12 protein-coding genes are annotated in these 19,436 nt (G+C 35.0%); 4 read left to right on the forward strand and 8 right to left on the reverse strand.

Features of this window, described 5'->3' with window-relative positions; translation table 11 throughout:
• Positions 1 to 157: 157 nt before the first annotated feature.
• The 8 genes from HNP25_RS07465 to HNP25_RS07500 all read right to left on the reverse strand — a co-directional run bounded on the left by HNP25_RS07465 (position 158) and on the right by HNP25_RS07500 (position 14,513).
• A complete protein-coding gene (locus HNP25_RS07465) occupies positions 158 to 6,397 on the reverse strand; it encodes a hypothetical protein (RefSeq protein ID WP_184132719.1) in 6,240 nt (2,079 codons plus the stop codon).
• A gap of 19 nt (positions 6,398 to 6,416) precedes the next feature.
• Positions 6,417 to 8,108 (reverse strand): hypothetical protein, encoded by a 1,692-nt coding sequence (locus HNP25_RS07470; RefSeq protein ID WP_184132722.1) that lies wholly within the window; start codon positions 8,106 to 8,108, stop codon positions 6,417 to 6,419.
• Between the two features lie 126 nt (positions 8,109 to 8,234).
• Positions 8,235 to 8,867 carry a response regulator gene (locus HNP25_RS07475; protein ID WP_184132724.1) on the reverse strand — a complete coding sequence of 211 codons (633 nt, stop codon included), beginning with the start codon at positions 8,865 to 8,867 and terminating at the stop codon, positions 8,235 to 8,237.
• 133 nt (positions 8,868 to 9,000) lie between these two features.
• On the reverse strand, positions 9,001 to 11,925 hold the full coding sequence (locus HNP25_RS07480; RefSeq protein ID WP_184132727.1) for a sensor histidine kinase: 2,925 nt from the start codon (positions 11,923 to 11,925) through the stop codon (positions 9,001 to 9,003).
• 79 nt (positions 11,926 to 12,004) lie between these two features.
• Positions 12,005 to 12,907: a carbon-nitrogen hydrolase family protein gene (locus tag HNP25_RS07485; RefSeq protein ID WP_184132730.1), complete on the reverse strand. Its 903-nt coding sequence runs from the start codon at positions 12,905 to 12,907 to the stop codon at positions 12,005 to 12,007.
• A gap of 10 nt (positions 12,908 to 12,917) precedes the next feature.
• Positions 12,918 to 13,511 (reverse strand): GNAT family protein, encoded by a 594-nt coding sequence (locus tag HNP25_RS07490; RefSeq protein ID WP_184132733.1) that lies wholly within the window; start codon positions 13,509 to 13,511, stop codon positions 12,918 to 12,920.
• An 11-nt stretch (positions 13,512 to 13,522) separates the two neighbouring features.
• Complete coding sequence (locus HNP25_RS07495) at positions 13,523 to 13,924, reverse strand: nuclear transport factor 2 family protein (protein ID WP_184132736.1); 402 nt, start codon at positions 13,922 to 13,924, stop codon at positions 13,523 to 13,525.
• A gap of 85 nt (positions 13,925 to 14,009) precedes the next feature.
• A complete protein-coding gene (locus tag HNP25_RS07500) occupies positions 14,010 to 14,513 on the reverse strand; it encodes a rhodanese-like domain-containing protein (RefSeq protein WP_184132739.1) in 504 nt (167 codons plus the stop codon).
• Positions 14,514 to 14,997: 484 nt separating this feature from the next.
• On the opposite strand from HNP25_RS07500, the gene HNP25_RS07505 reads away from it, so the two are divergent.
• From HNP25_RS07505 to HNP25_RS07520, 4 genes are all read left to right on the forward strand, one after another.
• Positions 14,998 to 15,177: a Ca2+-dependent phosphoinositide-specific phospholipase C gene (locus tag HNP25_RS07505; RefSeq protein WP_184132742.1), complete on the forward strand. Its 180-nt coding sequence runs from the start codon at positions 14,998 to 15,000 to the stop codon at positions 15,175 to 15,177.
• 393 nt (positions 15,178 to 15,570) lie between these two features.
• Complete coding sequence (locus tag HNP25_RS07510) at positions 15,571 to 17,379, forward strand: PAS domain-containing sensor histidine kinase (protein WP_184132745.1); 1,809 nt, start codon at positions 15,571 to 15,573, stop codon at positions 17,377 to 17,379.
• A 395-nt stretch (positions 17,380 to 17,774) separates the two neighbouring features.
• Positions 17,775 to 18,191 carry a response regulator gene (locus HNP25_RS07515; RefSeq protein ID WP_184132747.1) on the forward strand — a complete coding sequence of 139 codons (417 nt, stop codon included), beginning with the start codon at positions 17,775 to 17,777 and terminating at the stop codon, positions 18,189 to 18,191.
• 95 nt (positions 18,192 to 18,286) lie between these two features.
• Positions 18,287 to 19,381, forward strand: coding sequence for an ATP-binding response regulator (locus HNP25_RS07520; RefSeq protein ID WP_184132750.1), 1,095 nt, complete (start codon positions 18,287 to 18,289; stop codon positions 19,379 to 19,381).
• Positions 19,382 to 19,436: the final 55 nt, after the last annotated feature.

A 19,436-nucleotide genomic window follows, 5' to 3' on the forward strand; every position in this document is an offset into this window, starting at 1 on the left:
AGTAATATAACCTCACCCCCAACCCCCTCTCCTGCAAAGAGGGGTTTTTTTTTACTCCCAAAGCTCCCCTCTCAGCAGGAGAGGGGTCGGGGGTGAGGTCTTTGGCAGAATAGAATAATATTTGGCGATAAAAACTTTTTGGACAGCCTTTGTCTTTTTATCTATCACAATTAAAACAAGCAGGATTTGAAAAATAGCCAGCTACTCTTGCATTCGGAATATTGGCTGGGATTGCTTGATTAGCCACAGGTGCAAATGAAATCGGCGAAGCCCCCAACTGAATATCCTTCGTCACCGTTACTTGATTTGCTCCGGGATATGGCTGGTAAGTTAAGTTTACTTTTACAGTTGAGCCATTTTTACGTTTTTTGAAAATATAATAATCTACTGAAGTATAATCGCCAAAGCGGTCGAAAGTAGCTGGGTTATTCAGCAGTCCAGCGTAAGAGGCTGAAATACTCACGGTTTTACTGCCGAATGAAATTTCTGTGTTTCCCATTCTTCCCATTTGGTTTTGCCAATTATTCCCAAAATATTGCTGATACATGCTTCTTACTCTTTGTACTTTTTCGCCAAAACTTCGCACCGCCATAAAGTCATTGTAAGCAATAAAATCACTTTTTATGGTAAACTGATACGGTTTTGTTGGAGCGTCATTTACGGCAAAACCATAAATTCCAGATAAAAATACCATTTGCGAAGCCACCGTTTTACTGATAGAAGCATCCATAGAAATCATTTTGCTACTGGCACTTCCGATGGAAGTACCCAAACCATTTTCATCTTTTGTGAGCGTATTATTACCGTTCAAGATGTCTGAAATATTTCCATTAAAAGGGTCACGAACGCCAATGTTTCCTAAAAGGGGCAAGGCTCTTCCCATTACCACACTTTTGCTGGGTTGATAAGCGATATTTCGTAAATCATTATAATTTGGACTTACTTGTCCGACATAACCATATTGAATTTCAGTAAGAATACTGTAAATATTACTGTTCGCAAAGCGGTCAAATTCGGAAACACCTTGGCTGAACGCTGGCGTATTTACCGTTAATAAAGCCGGTTGCAAAGCCCCTCGACTTGAGAATTTATGCTCTTTCATTTCCTCATCTTCAAAATTTTCAGTTCCATCCGTTGGTACAGCTTTGATGAATAAATAAGCATTCGACTGTGGCGTAATTTCGTCTTCATACTTAGCGTTTTGGAAAGTTGTTGCCGCCATTTTCTCCTGAAAAGTATTGTATTGACTGGTTTTGAAAGCCAGCGAAAACATTACTTTATCGTTTTGTGACGCTTTTTTATCAAGTGGTTTTAAGGCATTGAATCTAATTTGATAGGCAGCTGCATTGTTGCCAGAACCTGCATTTTGATAAGTTCTTTGAATAGTATTAGTGAAATTGGCTAACTCGTATTTTTTGATTTTAATTTTATGTAATTCCAAACGATAGACTTTTGAATTTTGTAAACCTGCTGGAATATCCGCTAAAATTTTGCCTTGTCCACCAGCCGATGGAGCTTGGTATTGCATGGCAGTTTTCAAAGTATCACTTCCATTTTCGGCAATGAAATAGGCTTTGAAATCGTAATCTCTTAGAATGAAATTATTTGCATTGATGCCTTCTAATAATTCATCAGGAATATCTCCAGAAATAACAGCTTTGGTCGTTTGGTTTTTCAAAAAGTAATTTTGTCCGTCCATTGGCCAAGTATAAGCCACATCTTCCCAACGAACAAAATCGGGTTGTTTGCCAGAAGTAAAAATATTTTCAGCTTCTTCAAAACGCTGTTCACGTACACCCGTTTCGTCAATATAAGGATTTTCAAGTCCGCCATTGACACGCTCCCAAAGACGTACTTGTACTTTGAAAGCATAATTAGTTTCAGACTTCAAGTGTCCGTTCAAAGGCAGAATCAATTGCTCGTTATTATTCACCCATTGTTTCGCACCAATTGCTTGAAATTTTTCATGCGTTTTCTGGTTCATCAATGAATATTCTTGAACGGTAAAATAATAAGTTCTCGGCTGACCGTCTGGTAAAGCGATGCTGTAATCCGTATCCATACTCATATTGAAAACAGCCTGCAAATCTCCATTGGTATCCACCTCTTTTTCTCCTTTTTTCGGACTCAATTCTGAAATTACTTTAATATCCGCCAATGGGTCACCATTGAAAACTGGTTTACATTTTTGTCCGAAATCAAAATCAAAATCAGTATCTACTTTTACCAAACCTGCCAATACTTCACCTTTTACTCTTAGTCTGCCTTCACCCCAAGTTGGCTCAGGCAAACCACCCCAAAGCAAAGCTCCAGCCGTTAAATCCATCAATTTTACATTGAAACGTTTGCCGAACACTTTGCCTGCTACTGATACTTTTCCGTTGGCATAAGCATAAATTTGAGCATTGGCGTACCAGCCATAAAGCCCGACAATTTCTTGTCCATTACATTTTAAACCTTTTGATAAAGCCGCATCGAAACCAGCAATCAAGGTAGCATCGGCAGATAATGGACCAACAGCTACTTTCAAACGACCATCCACTCTTGCTCCTGCCAGCAATCGGAATGTTAGTGGATTTCCGATGGGTTCGCCGTCTTCATTAAATTGCATTTCGCCTTTGGTTTTGGCGGCATCTACTACATCGTTTCGGTTATCATTTACATTTTCTTTTGCCAATAAAAAGGTTTGTACTTCAGAAGGTAAATTTGGAATACCGCCAATATCATTTCCGAAAGCGAAGTAAGCTTTCGCTGCCAAATAGGCGTAAAGAGCATCATCTTCACTGCCCACTTGTAATAATTTAAACTCTACTTTTTGTTTGCCTTCGGCTGGGTCGCCAATTTTTACGTGCCAAGTATCAGCAAAGTGCATTCTGAACGGAACAACCACTTTTGGAAAACCGGGAATTGGTTCTACTTCTACATCGGCATTCATATCAAAACTACTTGGCGTGATGGTTACAGAAGTTTGTGCCATCAACAAACATTGTCCGTTACGATTAGGGTCTTCGTCTAAGCTCAATACTTTCGCTTTGCCCGAAGCCGTGAAATTACTGAATGCACCATTGGCAATACTTGCCTCAATGCCCAAATTGGCAAGTATCATTTTTTTATCCGCCAAACTCATATACACATTGGCTTTGATGCCATAACTTCCCAGCATTGGCGTATAATTGATGCCTGTGTTATTTGTGCCTGCACGAGTAGTTTGCGTGTTCGGAGCAACATCTTTAATCGTTTGGGACAAAGGCGTATTCATTTTCATATTGAAATAAATGCCACCGCCAAAACCTGAACACATCAAAGGCGGCACAACCGCAATACTTGGCGTGAGCAACACGCTGGCATCTACGTATCCATAATAAAAGCCTTTATTGCCAAATTGTAAAGTCGCTTTTACAGTAGCTACTTTCGGGATTTTTACTTTGGCTGAACCGATAAAACCTGTTCCATAAACGGCATCTTCATCAAAAAGGCGAAGTTCTCCCTCAACGGTTGCGGGGCCAACTGCCCCTTTTATCATGATTTTTTCGAGATTGACTTTAGAAAAAGCGGGCGACATTTTTCCATTTACGTAGCTGAGTTTTCCCAAAATTTCTACTTTGGTTTCTGCACCGACGATGGTATTATCATCTCCGCCGACGTTTACTTTTACTCCAAAACCAAAACCAATAGCATCCAGACCTCGGTAAACAAATTTTGGTGGTGTTAATTCAATCGGGAAGCCTACTAAATTGGCTTTGTTTTCATCTTCGACAGGCGTGTAAGTTGGGAGAAATTCATCATTGAAAGACGGCCCGCCACTTTGTTTGCTTTTATCTTTTTCGTCTTTTTTATTATCCCATAAACCGCCCAAAAGTGTCCATTGTCCTTCGTCCAAATACAGTTCTTTTTCACCCTGCATGGTTGGTTTTATTTTGGTATTTGATACTCTAAAATGTTCAAATTTCACCAAAGGAATGGCGATTAGGCTTTTTTGTGATAAACCAATACTGGCAGAACCGCTTAAATCTAAATCTATTTTTTTATTGTCTCCGTTAAATTCAAGCAAGAAATTAGAGTTTTTATCCAATTTCATTTTTGCCAGCATGATTGGTACATCGTAGTTTTCTTTAGCATCAATCACAAACTGCATCGTATCTAAATTACTGCGGAGGTTGCAGGAATACGACAAGTAATCGTTACTAATCGGAAATTGAAGTTTGCCTTTCATCATGCCCAACTCAAAGCGATTTTGCACGATTTTGATTTTAAAATCATCAATTGAAAAGCCCCAATCGCCAATCTTTCCTGTTGAATAATCAACCACAGGTTTATTGGTAGGTTCAATCACTGCCGTGATTTCGTTGCTATCGTCAATGATAAAATCGCTCGTGATAAAACCCAAACGTTGTTCGTTTGTGCCTTTAAGTTTGGTAGGTAATTTTACCTCTGTTTTTTTCATGTAAAGCCCACGGAAAGTCATTCCTCGGTCGCCTTTGTACTCGTCTGGCACATGAAAATCAACTGGATTTCTTTTATCTGAATGGTCATAAAAAGCATTTATGCCATTAATGGTAAAATCTTTTAGTCCATCTACCGTAAAAGTTGGCATATTTACCGTACCGACCCAATCGTTCCAAGTCAAGAAATCTGTGACCATTCTTGCTTTTACGTCGCCAGCGATTACTTTGCCTGTGCCGTCATCCAATTTCAAGAATGAATCGCCAAAATTCAAATCCATCACGGCATGAACGTGCTGTAAACTATCGCCTGCAATACGTGCATAAGTACCCGAATCATCAGGATTTGGATATTTTCCTTGAATAAAATTGAAAGGTAATTCAGGGATTTTAAAATCATCTACCAAAATCAAATTGGCATCGCCTGCAAAAGCTTTGTTGGGAACCATACAAACGTCCACCGCTGCCATCGAAAGGAATTGGTTCGCTTCTGGCATTTTTAGGTTGAACAATGCACCCATATCCGCCCCATGCGGACTAAAACGCATATAATTGATACCGATAAAACCTGCTTTTGTTGGCACGCCAACAGGCAATTTTACCGCCAATAAAGCACTTACTTTCTGGAGAGAATTTTCCTCAATGGCATCCACATAACTACCAATATCAAAGCCTTGCCCGCCTTTTGCCAATTGTTTCCAAGTACTCATCTTGGTAATTTCTTTGGGGTCGGGGAAATTATATTTGGTATTATCGGCTTGGGCATCGCCACTGAAAATCTCGTAAGCTGCGTTAAAATTGATTTTCGTGAATACGACTTTTATCGGAACTGAATTCCAAAATACTCGTCCGTTGCCATCATAGCCATCTCCATTTTTACTGATTTCATCAACTTTTAATTCAAATTTGCCCAGTTTCAAGGTTTTGCCGACCAATTCTTCTTGCGGATAAACTGCAGTTTTATCGGCTGGCAATTGGGTGTCTTTACAAGAACTTGCTCCAACCAAAGCTACTTGTGCTTGTCGTGGCGGTGGTGGCGGTGCAGGAATCGCTGGTGGTACTTCTACATCAAAAGTACAAATTTGACTTTGCCCATCGTTTTGAAAAACAGCCTCGCCACTTTGGTCTTTTGCTACTACTCGCCACACGTATTTACCCACTGTCAATTCTGGTTCGGCTTGAGTATAATTCAATGAAGTACTTACAATATCTTTTTCGATGAAGGGATTTCCGACATTAAATTTAATGGCATTGTCCATCGCATCGTTCGGATTTTGCCCTTCAGGTACTTTCAATAAATAAAAATCATATCGAATTTGAGCACCAGAAATATTCCCTACTGGTGGCGACCAAGTAAATACTTGTTGTTGCTGAACGTTCTCACGTTTTATCATTTTGTAGTCACAAGAAGGTAAAGTAAGACGTGGTGGTTCTACAAAAGTCAAAGGAATACTTTGGCATTGACCTGAAAGATTTTGAAAACTTTCTACATTGGCATCATAAGGCACTGCATACACACAAAAGTCATAATATCCTTGCGGAAAAATCCCAGAAAGTACAATTTGGTCTTTGGTAGCTTTATCAAAACCTACTACTTGCGTATTGTTTGCATCAATAAAACCACTATTTTCTTGTCCAAAATTTACTTGTAAAGGCTGCCCAACTGGATTTAATAAAAGAGGAACATTAGGTTTATAATTGGCAGACGTAAAAATCCGTCCTCCTGTAGAACGATTGGTGATTTGCCCAACAATTTTGATAGGCGTATTCACAGGTTCACCATTGTTTGTGATTAAAACAATGGCTGCTTGTTTGTTAGGATTATCCACAAAGTCAATCACTCTCGGACTAAAAGGAGGTGAAAGTATCAGTTGAACTGTTACTTTTAATTGTTGAGCTTGCACCTTTTGAAAGCCTACAAGCAAGAGCAATAAGTAAAAGAGTATTCGTTTCATCTTACCGTTGTTTATTATTTTAAAATGAAATGCCGTAGCCAGCATTCATGTATAATTCTGAAAAATTTCTACGTTCGTTTTTATTGTCGGAATTGACAATTGTTGAAAGACTTACATTGAATTGTTGTTTTTTGGTCAGGCGATAAGTACCGTTCAAACGGGCGTTGAAAGTACTTCCTGTATTTACTTGATCTTGTGCATTTTGGGTATAATTCAGCGAAAGCGAAGTATTGAAATTATTCTTTTTACTTCCTTTCTGAGCAGAAAATGAAAGCCCCATCGACGAAGTATTATAAATTGGCAAGAGGTTGCGAATGAATAATAAACCAGGCGTAAAAGTCATTTTCCGAGTAGGCATTCCATAACTGTAAGTAAGCGAACCAAAGATATTGTTGAAGTCTGTGCGTACTTTTGAAATGGTGTTTAAATCGTTGGCATTTTGGTAAGAAAGTACACCGTTTACGGCATGAGAAACTGTTCCAGAAGTTTTAAACCAACGGGGAGCAATCATCAAACTTTGGTTTAATTGCGAAATTTTTACGGTATCAATAATCTGATTGGGAATGTTTTGTGAAGTACCATAATTTGAATAATTCACAGATAAACCGAGCGTTCGAGAAAACTGAATATTCAAATTGGCAGAACCAATATTGCGTGTAGTGGTGTATTCTTTTAGTTTACTGACATTATCTTTTTGAATACCATAAGTACCCGATAATTGTACTTTTCCTTGTAAAGCAGAAATAGAAGCTGCACCCGAATATTCTTCCATATCCGTATTGAAAAAATACGCTCCCATCGACTGATAATCAGCAGAAATCAATTTGTATTGTCCTTGAATGCTAAAAGTATTGAATTGCAAACCAACCGTAGTTTCGCCCGCCCAGCCAAGTGAAGTACCTTTTCGGATGTCCACAATTTTAGTGATGAAGGAATACTTTTCTAAATCTTGCTGATCAACCATTTCTCGACGCACATCACGAGTATATAAACTCACGCCAATGTCACTTTTCCAGAATAAATGTTTAAAGAAAAGAAATTGCTGAGAAATACCAAGTACTGTATTTTCATCTGGAGTTACTTTCCCAAAATCTACAGGGAAAGTAATAGACTTTTGGTCGTCTTTAATTTTTAAAAAAGTAATATCAAAATGGTTTTGTGTAGTGCCAAAACCCAATTTTGCAGCAAAACCATTGCGTTGATAAGCAGGCGTTATTCCGTTTGGTAAATTTGGATTCGTTGTGGTATTGCCACTGAGGTAGCCCATTTCTGCTTTTTGGAATTGTCCATAAATCACCGCAAAGCGAAGTTTGCCCGGATTCAATTCCAAACCAGCTCCATTAAAAAGCCTTCCGCCCAAAGTATAAGGCGAAAACATCAGGTTTCGATAACCCAAATGAAGTTTTGCCCATTTGTAGCTTGGACTTACGCCAAATTGTTGAAATGGTCCAGCAAGCGAGCGAGATTGTTTGTTCAATAAAAAGAAAAAAGGTAATTGAACGCCATAAAGATTAAGCGTTGGCGAAGCACTGAGTGTCCACGAGAAAGGATCAAGACGAGTTTTTCCACCTGATAAACTGTTGTAAGTACCAATATTAACATTAATTCCTCCTGAAACCGAAATCGGTTTTTGATTTTTCAAGTTATTAAGGTCTTGTGAAAAACCTTTTTGCATGAAAAACAGAAAAATAAAGAGGTATATTTTTTTCATCACCATTGATGTTTAAGCGTTGTTTTTACAACTGCAATACACATCAAAATTGAAAAATTAGCAGGAAGCTATCAATAGCACTTTTGGGGGATAACGGAGAATAGAAAAGAGAAATGTGACTCGAATTTATTCAAAAAGTCGCATTCGTAAAGCTTTGGCAACAGCTTCATTACCATTATTTACGTGCATTTTTTCATAAATATTTTTTAAGTGTGAACGAACGGTTTCAACAGAAATAGAAAAGTCATGAGCAATCATTTTATAAGTATGCCCTTTTATCAGCAATTCTAGTACTTGCATTTCACGAGGCGTAAGTCCTAAATCGCTAGGAATTTTACGTTCTACTTTGAAGGTTTCTAGTACTCTTCTGGCAATTTCTGGCGTCATGGGCGCACCTCCAGAAGCCACATTTTCGATGGCATCAATGATTTGTAAGGGTGAGGTTTTCTTTAATAAATAACCATTTGCTCCCGAACGTAAGCAAGCCATAAGTCGCTCGTCGTCGTCAAAAACAGTAAACATCAGTACAAATACTTCTGGAAAATGCCTTTTTACTTTTTCTACGCCAATAATTCCACCTTCACCTGGCATATCAATATCCATTAAAATAACGGTTGGGCTTAGGTTTTTTACTTGTTCAATTACTTTATCACAATTTCCAAAACCACCTACAACGTTCATATTGGGCATTCCTTTCAGGAGTAATTCTAGGGAATTTCTCAGCCTTTCGTTGTCTTCATAAATCAGGATTTGATGCATTTTCTTGGCAGATTGTTTAAAATTAGGAGTTAGGATTGTTGATGTATTTTGGGTTGATGATATTTTTTCACGCAAAGTAAATCAATTTTGTGGTTTAAAATAAAAACAAATTACGCCATCAATATCACCAAAGTCAATCCCCTATTTGTGTGAGAGAAACCACTAATTTAACCTCCGTACCAACACCTATTTTTGAGTAAACGGTCAGTTTACCTTTCATTTTACTGGCTCTGGCACGCATATTTCGTAATCCGTTACCCTCTATGTTAGTATTTTCGAATCCTTTTCCATCATCTTGAACAATTAATTCCAAGTTACCTTTTACTTTCAGAATCGAGATTTTCACTTGTTTGCATTCCGAATACTTGACTAAATTATTCACTGCTTCTTTAGCAATCAGTAAAAGATTTCTCCTAAAATCCATTGAAAGTTTTAAATGACCGATTGAATCATCTACTTCAAATTCATAATTAATTCCTTTGGCTTCAAAAATTTCAGCACCAATTCTTCGGATTCTTGCCGTTAATTGCCCGACAGTGTCACGGTCGGAACGCAAACTCCAAACAATTTCTTCTAATTTATTTTGTAACGAAGAAGTATCTTCCAAAATCGTATTCAAGTATTTCAGAGCAGTTGGTGAGTCTTTTACTTGATGTTGAACCAAGGTAGAAAGAATAGAAATACTGCTTAAAGTTGCACCAACATCATCATGCAAATCTGCTGAAATTTCGGTTCTTAGTTGTTCAATTTTCAAGATTTGATTAATTCTGTAGCGATAAAAAACATAAGCAATTAACGACAAACACATCAAAATCAATAACTTAAACCAAATTGTCTCTATAAAGCTTGGCTCAATGGTGAAGGTAATCAGGTACGGCTTTTTACTCCAAACACCGTGATTTGTTCCAATTGAAACTTCTAATTGATAAGTATTGGGTTGTAAATCAACAAAAACGAGTCGATTATTCGTGCCATTGTTCACCCAATTTTGATTAATACCAAGCAAGCGATAACGAAATTGATTTTTTGCTGCTGGAGCAAAATTTAACGGTGAAAAACTCAGACTTAAATTGTTTTGGTAACGCAACAATTTAACTAAAGCTGATTGATTTGAAATCTTTGTCCCACCCAGTGTTTCAAAAGTACTCAGGAATACGGCTGGCTCTTCGCTTTTGGCAAGTTCATTAATTTTTAAAATATTCATGCCGTTCTTCTGCCCTATCCATATTTTACTTTCTTCATCTAACAAAAAACCATTGCTAGTATTATTACTGATTAAACCATCTTCTTCGATAAATTTCGCATATTGTTTAAAATCTGGACTAAAACGAAGTAAACCATCAAAAGTGCCGACCCAAATACTTCCTTGGCGGTCAACATCTATTTTGGCAAAATAATCATCAGGAAAATTATCTTTTGCTTTGTTGACTTCTAATTCCGACAAAATTTTTCCTTCTTTATCCAACACATTAAAACCACCGTAGCCTGAAGCAAATATTTGATGATTCCGATTAGCCAATGCCAAAAAGTAATCTCCAATAAACTGATTATGTCTTTTAATATTCTGCTTTAAATCAGCCACTTGTATAAATTCTTGTTTCTTTTCATCAAAATAACAGATGCCGAAACCAGGAGAATACCAAGAAGCTAACCAGACTTTTCCATCATCGGATAGCAACATATCATTGACAAGACTTTTTGTCCAAAACTCCTTCTTCACTTTATCGCTCCATAACTTCAACGTTTGTTGTTTTGGATAAGAAAATACTTGGATAGGCTGATATTCTGAGCTTAACCAAACCTGATTCTTGCTATCAATACAAATAACCTTAACGTTGGAAGAAATTGAAGGAAAAATTCGGTTCAACGCTTTCCCATTTTTCGGCAATTGATATATGCCTTTTGTGGTGGCAAGCAATAAGTCACCTTCATGCGTTATTGCCATTTTATTGACGGAAATATCTGAAGGCAAATCAAATTTCGTGAACGTACCATTTTGTTGATGATACTTCAAAATCCCCGAATGCGACAAACCCAAATAGATTTCATTGCGATTTGGTTTCAAAAAAGCATTAATCGTTACTGGTAACTGTGCTACTGAAGGAGGAATGAAAATTGTTTCACAACTTTTTTTTCCATTCTGATATTTCAATAAGCCAGCGTCACTAGCAATCCAGATTTTTTGTAATTGATTATCTAAATAAAGAGCCGTAAATCGTGGTTTTATCTGACTAAATTGGTCAATATGAGAAAATTTTTGGCTAAAAATATCAAAAGTATATAAACCACCCGAAGTAGCCACCAAACACTTCTGTAAACCTAAATCTTTATAAAAAAGTACATCATTGATTTCGGTATCGTTTAATCCTTCATGATACTCACGAATACTTTTCGTGTTGATATTCAGAGCAATAAGCTTTTTTTGCAAAGTACCTAAGTAAAAAGTATTCCCATTTTCTGCAATTGTTCTTAAAGTAATTGACTTAGAAAAGGTTTTAAAAAGTACAGGTTTTCTACGTTTTTCATCAAAAAAATAAAGCTTATTCAATGCCAAAATCCATACTTTTTGTTGGCTATCTTGAAAAAAACGGATAGAAGTAACATCCTCAGCAGTATTGGTGAAAAGTCTGAATAAATGCCAACGTTTGTTTTTTTCGTCATAAAATTTGGCGTGATGAAAATCACCACACCAAATTCTCTTTTTAGCATCTACAAAAACATTATTGAAATGGTCATTATCAGGATTATCATCCGACCATTTGGGAGAAGCAATTTCGGTAGCTGTGAGTGTTTCAGTATTAATATTGAAAATACCAGTTGATGAAAGCGAGACAATCAAATGCTGGTCATCAAGTAAGCTGATTTTTTCGGCAAAAGCTTTTGGTCCAATACTCAAAAACTCATAACCATCATAGCGAAATAATCCTTTTCTGGTAGCCAGCCACAAAAAACCTTTTTTGTCTTTCGTTAAATGATATACTTCGTTGGTTGGTAAACCATCTTTCGTTGAGATGGTTTCAAGCTCATTGACCCTAATTTGAGCAACGTTTTTTGGCATATTTTTCAAGTAGAAAAACAAAAAAAAGATTACACAAATAAAAGGCTTGCTGTACATCATCTAGTTTTAAATACAAACTTTACACTCTTTTCTTTATCACCTCAATCTCATCATTAATAAAACCAACGGCTAAACGCTGGTGGTCTTTATAATTAAATACTTGTCCATCATTTCTTACTTTTTCGATGGCAGAAAAATCTAAAGTTTCAATCAACCAGCCAATTTCTTGTGGTTTTTTGGTTGAAATAATTCCTTCTTCGGGCATTTCTTTGTCGGGCGTGGTATAAAATCCCGCAAAACCGTAGTTAATATCCACCGCTGGCGACCAAACTGCATTGCCAACTGTTTGCGAAACAATGGTAAAAGCCTGATTTTCCAAAGCCCTAGCTCTCGCTCCAACATGCACACGAGTAGCACCACGAATGGTTTCTGTACAACTGGGTGCTAGAATTAAAGAAGCACCAGCCTGAGCAAGTAGCTGAGAGCCCAAAGCAAATTCTACATCATAGCAAATCTGAATCCCAAATGAACCCCATTCAGCTTCAAAAAGTGTTAGGATTTTAGGTTCGGCGGCATCAATCCCCCATTCTTCATTTTCAAAACGAGTCATGAAAAATTTATCTTGAAAACCAATCAAACCTTTTGGCGAAAACACAAAAGCACGATTAAATATCTTTGAATTTTCAAGTACTGGAAAACTCGGTGCTACAATGATTACTTGATGTTGAATGGCTAAACTCGCAAAAAAATCACAGAACTCTTCTTTCAAATTTTGTAATTCTCTTACTTGCTGATGAATATTCGCTTGAATTTCTTCAGCAAAAATACTTACTAATTCCATTGAGCCATATTCTGGAAAAAGTAATAATTGTGCTTTTTGTTGAACAGCATTCAAAACCCAATTTTCAGTATGTTTACGCCAATCTTCTAGGCTGGCATGTTGGCTAATTGGATATTGTGCTGAAGCAAAAGTAACCTTCATAGATGTTAATTTATAAATCCCGTTTCCAATAAATCATCGTCTTGGGTGTTGAAACGCTTTCATTAATATCTGGCCATTCAAAAGTACTCTGTAAAGAAAAATCCTTTTGATAGCCTCTTTTCAACCAAAAAGCATCATTTGGACGATAGTTTTCAGGTTGTAAAGGATGATTTTCGCCACGGTCAACTGCACAAAAACAAGTAGTTTTAAAAGTACCAAAGCTTCGAGCATGGGCTTCACGTTCATCAAAAAAGCGATGCCCCAAACCTAAACCTCTGTATTCTTTCAATAGAATACTTTCACCAAAATAAAAGATTGAATCTATCGCTAAACCTACTTTTTCAAAAGGCAAATGTACTTCTGGTGCTTCGTTTATCAGCGGAATACAAGTGGTAGCACCCACCATTTTTGAACCATCGTAAACAGCGAAAAGTAATGCTTTTTCAGCTTGAGCATATATTTTCAAATACTCCATTTCATAAGCTACCGAACCTTCGTAAAGGTAAGGAAAGTCACGAAAAACGGTAATTCTCAAATTCGCTAAATCTTCAAAAATAGTTGTGATTTCTGCTCCTTTTTTTTGAATAAATGAAAGTGTTTGCATACAATTTTACTTTATTCAGAAACTAATTGAATCCACAATGGAAGATTATAATAAGTAGTTACTCGACTGATTTTACCATCTTTCAAACCCAAAAAAGCTGCTGCTGGTAAAATATAAGTTTGATTGTGGGCTTCTGGCAATCCTTCTTCGCCTTTTTTATAAATTCCGTTCACCACAAACTCAACAGCCACACGTTCGTCAGTTGGTTCAGCAAAGAAAAACATATCCATCAAAGTTTCTTCGTAAGACTCATCCATGTGTTTCAAAAATTCTGTGAATAGTTCAATGCCGATTCTTGGCTCGCCTTGGTTAGGTTCATGGCGTACTTCTGGGTGTAAAAGTGCTAACATTCCAGCCCAATCTTTGTTGTTAAAACAAGCGTAGTATTGTTTTACAATTTCTAAAGAAGTCATTTTTATAAAAGTTTAATGAATGAATGAATAAATTACTTGTTTATGAATACAAATTATCTGTAATTAATGTTTCAAGCTACCAACACTAATATACTTTTTTTCCTTTTTTAAGCCATATTCCCCATGTTTTATCGTAAGCATGAACCTCATCTGTTTGTCCAGCTTCGTTAACGATAGGTTGATTTTGGTTTTTCCATTCAAACAAACCACCGTACAAATTACGAACATTGGTAAAACCTTGTTGAATTAGTTTTTCAGCTACCTTTTCACTTCTATAACCCACCGAGCAATATACTACAATTGGCTGATTTTTAGCAATGTTTTTTAAAGATGATAAATCTAATTTTTCATAACCTACAAGTTTGGCACCCTTCAAATGACTGATTTGATATTCTTTGGGTTCACGAGCGTCCAATAAAAGGACTGTGTTATTTTTCTTACTCAAATCACTAACAGAAATTTCGGGAACGCTATGCGAAAGTAAGGTTTTTAACAAAAGCTGATAAGCTGTATTTTCAACCTTAACATCCTGAGCTACTGAACAAAAATTAGCACCAATAAAAATCAGTAAAATAATGAGTTTTTTCATGCCATCAATAAAATTTGAATAAGTATTAGTTATCAAAATATTACAAAATAAATATCATTGGGTTAATTAGTATAAGGCATTACAAAGAATGTAGTTTAAATAGCTAATTTTAAAGAATCTGTAAGATTATGTATCTTAACACACAAACATTTTAGTCAATTTTATATTAATTAAGCCCTTATGCAACTTATCACCAGTATTTTTTTTGTCATATTTTGTTTTCCAATTTCAATGAAAATTTTAAACGAACCTATCATTGACAAATCACAAGTAATTCCCTCGCATTATAGCTTCAATTTAACGAAATACTGTTCATTAAAGGCCTTCAAAGCTTCTGATACAAAGAACTTTACTCAACACATAAAAATGTCGTGCAGAGAAATGATTATCTAAAATTCAAAGACACATTTTGAAAATTTATTTTTATCGTAGATAAACGAGGTAAAAAAATTAACAAAAAGTGATATTTTAAGAAATCGAATTGATGTTGAAATCATCCAAAGTACGTCAAAATGGTTATTCTCAATTTGATAATGCCAAAATTTCGGATGCTTATGTCATATCTACAGATTATTCTCAAAAAAGTAGCAAATTTTTAGCTGAATATAGAGTATCTTTCGTAGATGATGTCTTTGTCAGAAAAAACCATTATTTAATTATATAATAACAATTGGGTAAATTAAGTCCAATTTGTAAATTTGAATTCGCAATTCCTCTTACAGGCTCTACAATAAATTTATTTCCCTTTTTCAAATTACTTTAATCTACATTGTTGAATAAGAAATCTTTTTGATTTCGGAGTAACATCATGCGTAATAGATAAAGCTATTTTAATCCCGCACAATATTAAACTAGCCTTTTGAAAGTATTAAGTACAACTGCCAAAAATAAAATTATACAATTAACAATTGTATTTGTTGATTGTATAATTGATAAAATGTTTAGTGTTTTTTCGTTAAAAATGAATGCTTATTTCGTTTTATCTTGATAGAAGTAACCGTCCAATTGAGTAGTGAGTTATCATCATTTTTGAAAAATTAAAACCGCCATTTACCAGATGAAATCTTCCTCAATTAATTATCTCTCGGAAGTAATATTGAATTCAATAGAAGGCAATGTTTACATTTTAGATAAAGAATTCCGTTTCGTGTATTTTAATGAAACATACATCAAAAATTATGTATTTAGTTTCAACGAACGCCCACAAATAAATGAAATTAGCAAAGTAATAACATCGCAAAAACAGTTTTTTATTGCTTTAGCACAAAGTTATCAAAACGCTTTTGAAGGACGTGAATTAAGTATTGAACTAGAAGAAATAAGACATAAGTTTACGCCAATTAATGACGAAAATGGCGAAGTCTCAATGATTTTAGTGCAATTTGACTTATCTGCTGATGCTAATAAGTTTATCACTGAAAACAGTCTTTATTCAGAAAGTCAATATCATGAAGTAATCAATCTCATTAGTGATATTATATTCAAAACAAATCAGAATTGGCAGTGGACTTTTCTAAATAATTCATGGACAAAAATTCTAGGTTATAGCAATGAAGAATCACTCGGAAAGCCTTTTTACGAATTTATGCACCCAGAAGATGCTGCCCAAAAAGAACAACTTTTTGATGCTCTCATCCGTGAAAAGAAACCTACTAGCAAACATCTTGCACGATTTATCACCAAAACAGGCGAAATCAAATGGATTAAAGCCTCTGTAACTTTCATTACTGACCCAACAGGCTATGTAATTGGTGCTACAGGTACGCTCAGAGACATTACCCGACAAAAGGAAAATGCTCATATTTACGAATTACTCTCAAACAATGTTAAAGATTTAATTTGCATTCATGATTTAGAAGGCACTTTGTTGTACATTTCGCCATCTATCAAGCAAATTGCAGGCTATGAACCACAAGACTTACTTGGGAAAAAACTATCGGATTATTATCATCCCGACGATTTAAAACTGGTTGATAAAGAACAACTTCCTTTTGCTGGTACTACTTCATCTTATATAAGTTATCGTTTCAGAAACGCCTACAACGAGTATATTTGGCTAGAAACAAACTCTAAAGTTTTTTTTGATGATTACGACATCACTCATCGTATAATTACTTCTTCAAGGGAAATCAACGAAAGAAAACGTGCTGAAGAAATTTTGATGACTTCTTTGCAAAAAGAAAAAGAATTGAACGATTTAAAATCGCTTTTTGTAAACGTTGCATCGCATGAGTTCAGAACGCCACTTTCAACGATTCGCTCAAGTACTGAGATTATTCAGTTGATTGACAAAGAACAACATCCTCATATCACCAAACATGTAAATATCATCGGTAGCCAAATTGATAGAATTACGAGCTTGATGAATGAGATTTTGATTGTTGGAAAGATTGAATCAAACAATTTAAGTTGTAACAAAAAACGTGTAAATGTTATAGAACTAGTAAAAACTAGCTTTGAAGGACAAAACGCTCTGCAAAAGGACGGTCGTACTATAGATTTCATCATCAGTGGTCATCCAATTATAGCTGAAATAGACCCACTTCATCTGAATCTCATTCTTGATAATCTATTATCAAACGCTTTTAAATATTCTAGGCTTCGCCCTAATCCAATTCTTCGTTTATCATTTTATCAAGATTACTTTGAAATCACCGTTCAAGATTTCGGTATTGGGATTCCAACCGAAGTAAATAATAAAATCTTTAATTCATTTTACAGAGCCAGCAATGTTGGACGAATTGAAGGAACAGGTTTGGGCTTAGTAATTGCAAAGAATCTTGTAAAATTGAATGGAGGAAAACTCCACTTTGAAAGCAAAGAAAACGAAGGTTCAACATTCATCCTTCATTTCAGCTATTTATAATAAAAATGCCTAAAACAAATGTCAAATTAAAAAAGCACCAACAATCAAAAAAGAGCATTTATAATTTTTGTTATTAATGAATAAATAAGTAATTTAGCCAAAAGCGTATTTTATAATAATTATCAGAAAATACTTAAAATATACCTTTGTATTAATTTATAAATTATTGGTTAAACTATAAATATTACTTCAATTGCTTGAGGAGTATTTATAACATTGAAAAGAACTCCATTATTAAACTTATTATAAATCAACCGGTTCCCTAACACAATTTCAATCGGTAAATAGAACAAATTTAGTTATTAAGATTTATACGTAGTATTAAATTAATAACTCAGTCTCTTTAATATTATTGAAAGAGAATTTGATTTCTATTAATAAAATTTTGAAAAGAAATGAATAACATTCCCCAGACTTTAATTGTAGATGACGAGCATCTTAACAGAATTTTACTGTCTCGTTCGCTTCAATCCTTTAATATATCTTACAGCGAAACCACCGATGGTCAAGAGGCTATAGCATGGATAAAACAATCTACTGAAAAAAAAATCATTGTTTTATTAGATTTAAATATGCCAGTAATGGATGGTTACGAATTCCTATTCTACTTAGAATGTAATCCAGAAGAATTTTCTGATAAACAAGTTGAAATTATCATTGTGTCGGCTGCCAGTCAAAGTAGTTTCGATGAATTATGTAACCTAGCTGGAATTACTTTAAAAACTGCGGCTTATCTTGAAAAACCTGTCAGTAAAAACAGGTTGCAAGAAGCCCTTCTTCTTGCAACTAACAACTTCAACTCGGTTCTTTAATCAATAATTGATGTTCTTCTACATCAAAAAGGTTTTTTTCAAATAAAAAAGACTCCATTTTTGATTTATGATTAACAATATTCTAAAAAACAATTATGACTAAAATCGTATTGATAGAAGATGATTTTCTACTTGCAGATAATACAAAAACAATTTTAGAAATTAGTGGATTTAGTTGCTTTGTTGCAGAAGAAGGAGCAATCGGGATACAATTAATTGAGGATATTCAGCCTGATATTGTAATTTGTGATATAATGCTTGACGAAATGGATGGTTATGAGATTTTAAGAATCATCCGTTATGAAAAAGGATTGGTCAATCTTCCATTTATTTTTCTTTCAGCAAGAGTAGATATATCTGATAAAAGAAAAGGGATGAATCTGGGTGCTGATGATTTCCTGACTAAACCATTTACTACCAAAGATTTAGTAGAGACAATTAATTCAAGGTTAAAAATCGGTTCTCTAAAAAAAGCTTCTGCTGATGTTGAAATCAGAAAAAATGCTACTGATATTTTTCTAAGTATCTCCAATCATGAATACCTTACTCCGCTAAACGGCATCGTCAATTTCACAGATTTGATGTCGGAACATATTGACAATTCTGATTTATTAGATATTAACGAGCTTCAAGTTCTGATTGATGGCATTAGGATTTCAGGCAATAGGATGCTCAGAATTACCAGAAAATTACTTTGGTACAATCAGCTAATTAGCGGGATAAATCCTTGGAAACATGCCGCTAAAGAACAAGTAGATATTGTAAAACTTGAAAGTAAATTATTCAACCAACTCAAGAAAAGTAAATCTATTGATTTTCATCTGATTACTAATCATAAAGCTTTACCATTAGAGGATTACGACAGTATCTTTCTTGAAAACATACTTTCAGAATTGTATCAAAATATTATTCAATTTGCAGATGTAGATTATAGGATTTACTCTGAAATACTTAGTACTGATACAGTATTAATTTTGAATTTAAAAAATCACTTTCTGGGTATTTATCAAATGGATACACAGGCAATCAAACCATTTTATCAAGCTCATAATACCAAAGATATGAATGGAACAGGCTTAGGTTTGTATATCGTAAATGAATGGGTTAAAAGTATTGGCGGACAATTTGAAGTAAAATGTACAAATAGTGTTTTTGAAGTAAACATTATTTTGCCAAGAATATTGAAATAGTATTCAAATAATTATAATCAAAAAAGGCTAACCAGATATTCTGATTAGCCTTTTT

The sequence above is a fragment of the Arcicella rosea genome (assembly GCF_014204325.1).
GTDB lineage: Bacteria > Bacteroidota > Bacteroidia > Cytophagales > Spirosomataceae > Arcicella > Arcicella rosea_A.

Excerpts from the sequence above, each read along its gene's own strand:
- HNP25_RS07480 (WP_184132727.1), bottom strand. The coding sequence starts at position 11,925 with ATGCCAAAAAACGTTGCTCAAATTAGGGTCAATGAGCTTGAAACCATC.
- HNP25_RS07515 (WP_184132747.1), top strand. The coding sequence starts at position 17,775 with ATGAATAACATTCCCCAGACTTTAATTGTAGATGACGAGCATCTTAAC.
- HNP25_RS07490 (WP_184132733.1), bottom strand. The coding sequence starts at position 13,511 with ATGCAAACACTTTCATTTATTCAAAAAAAAGGAGCAGAAATCACAACT.
- HNP25_RS07495 (WP_184132736.1), bottom strand. The coding sequence starts at position 13,924 with ATGACTTCTTTAGAAATTGTAAAACAATACTACGCTTGTTTTAACAAC.
- HNP25_RS07505 (WP_184132742.1), top strand. The coding sequence starts at position 14,998 with ATGTTGAAATCATCCAAAGTACGTCAAAATGGTTATTCTCAATTTGAT.
- HNP25_RS07485 (WP_184132730.1), bottom strand. The coding sequence starts at position 12,907 with ATGAAGGTTACTTTTGCTTCAGCACAATATCCAATTAGCCAACATGCC.
- HNP25_RS07520 (WP_184132750.1), top strand. The coding sequence starts at position 18,287 with ATGACTAAAATCGTATTGATAGAAGATGATTTTCTACTTGCAGATAAT.
- HNP25_RS07465 (WP_184132719.1), bottom strand. The coding sequence starts at position 6,397 with ATGAAACGAATACTCTTTTACTTATTGCTCTTGCTTGTAGGCTTTCAA.
- HNP25_RS07510 (WP_184132745.1), top strand. The coding sequence starts at position 15,571 with ATGAAATCTTCCTCAATTAATTATCTCTCGGAAGTAATATTGAATTCA.
- HNP25_RS07475 (WP_184132724.1), bottom strand. The coding sequence starts at position 8,867 with ATGCATCAAATCCTGATTTATGAAGACAACGAAAGGCTGAGAAATTCC.
- HNP25_RS07470 (WP_184132722.1), bottom strand. The coding sequence starts at position 8,108 with ATGAAAAAAATATACCTCTTTATTTTTCTGTTTTTCATGCAAAAAGGT.
- HNP25_RS07500 (WP_184132739.1), bottom strand. The coding sequence starts at position 14,513 with ATGAAAAAACTCATTATTTTACTGATTTTTATTGGTGCTAATTTTTGT.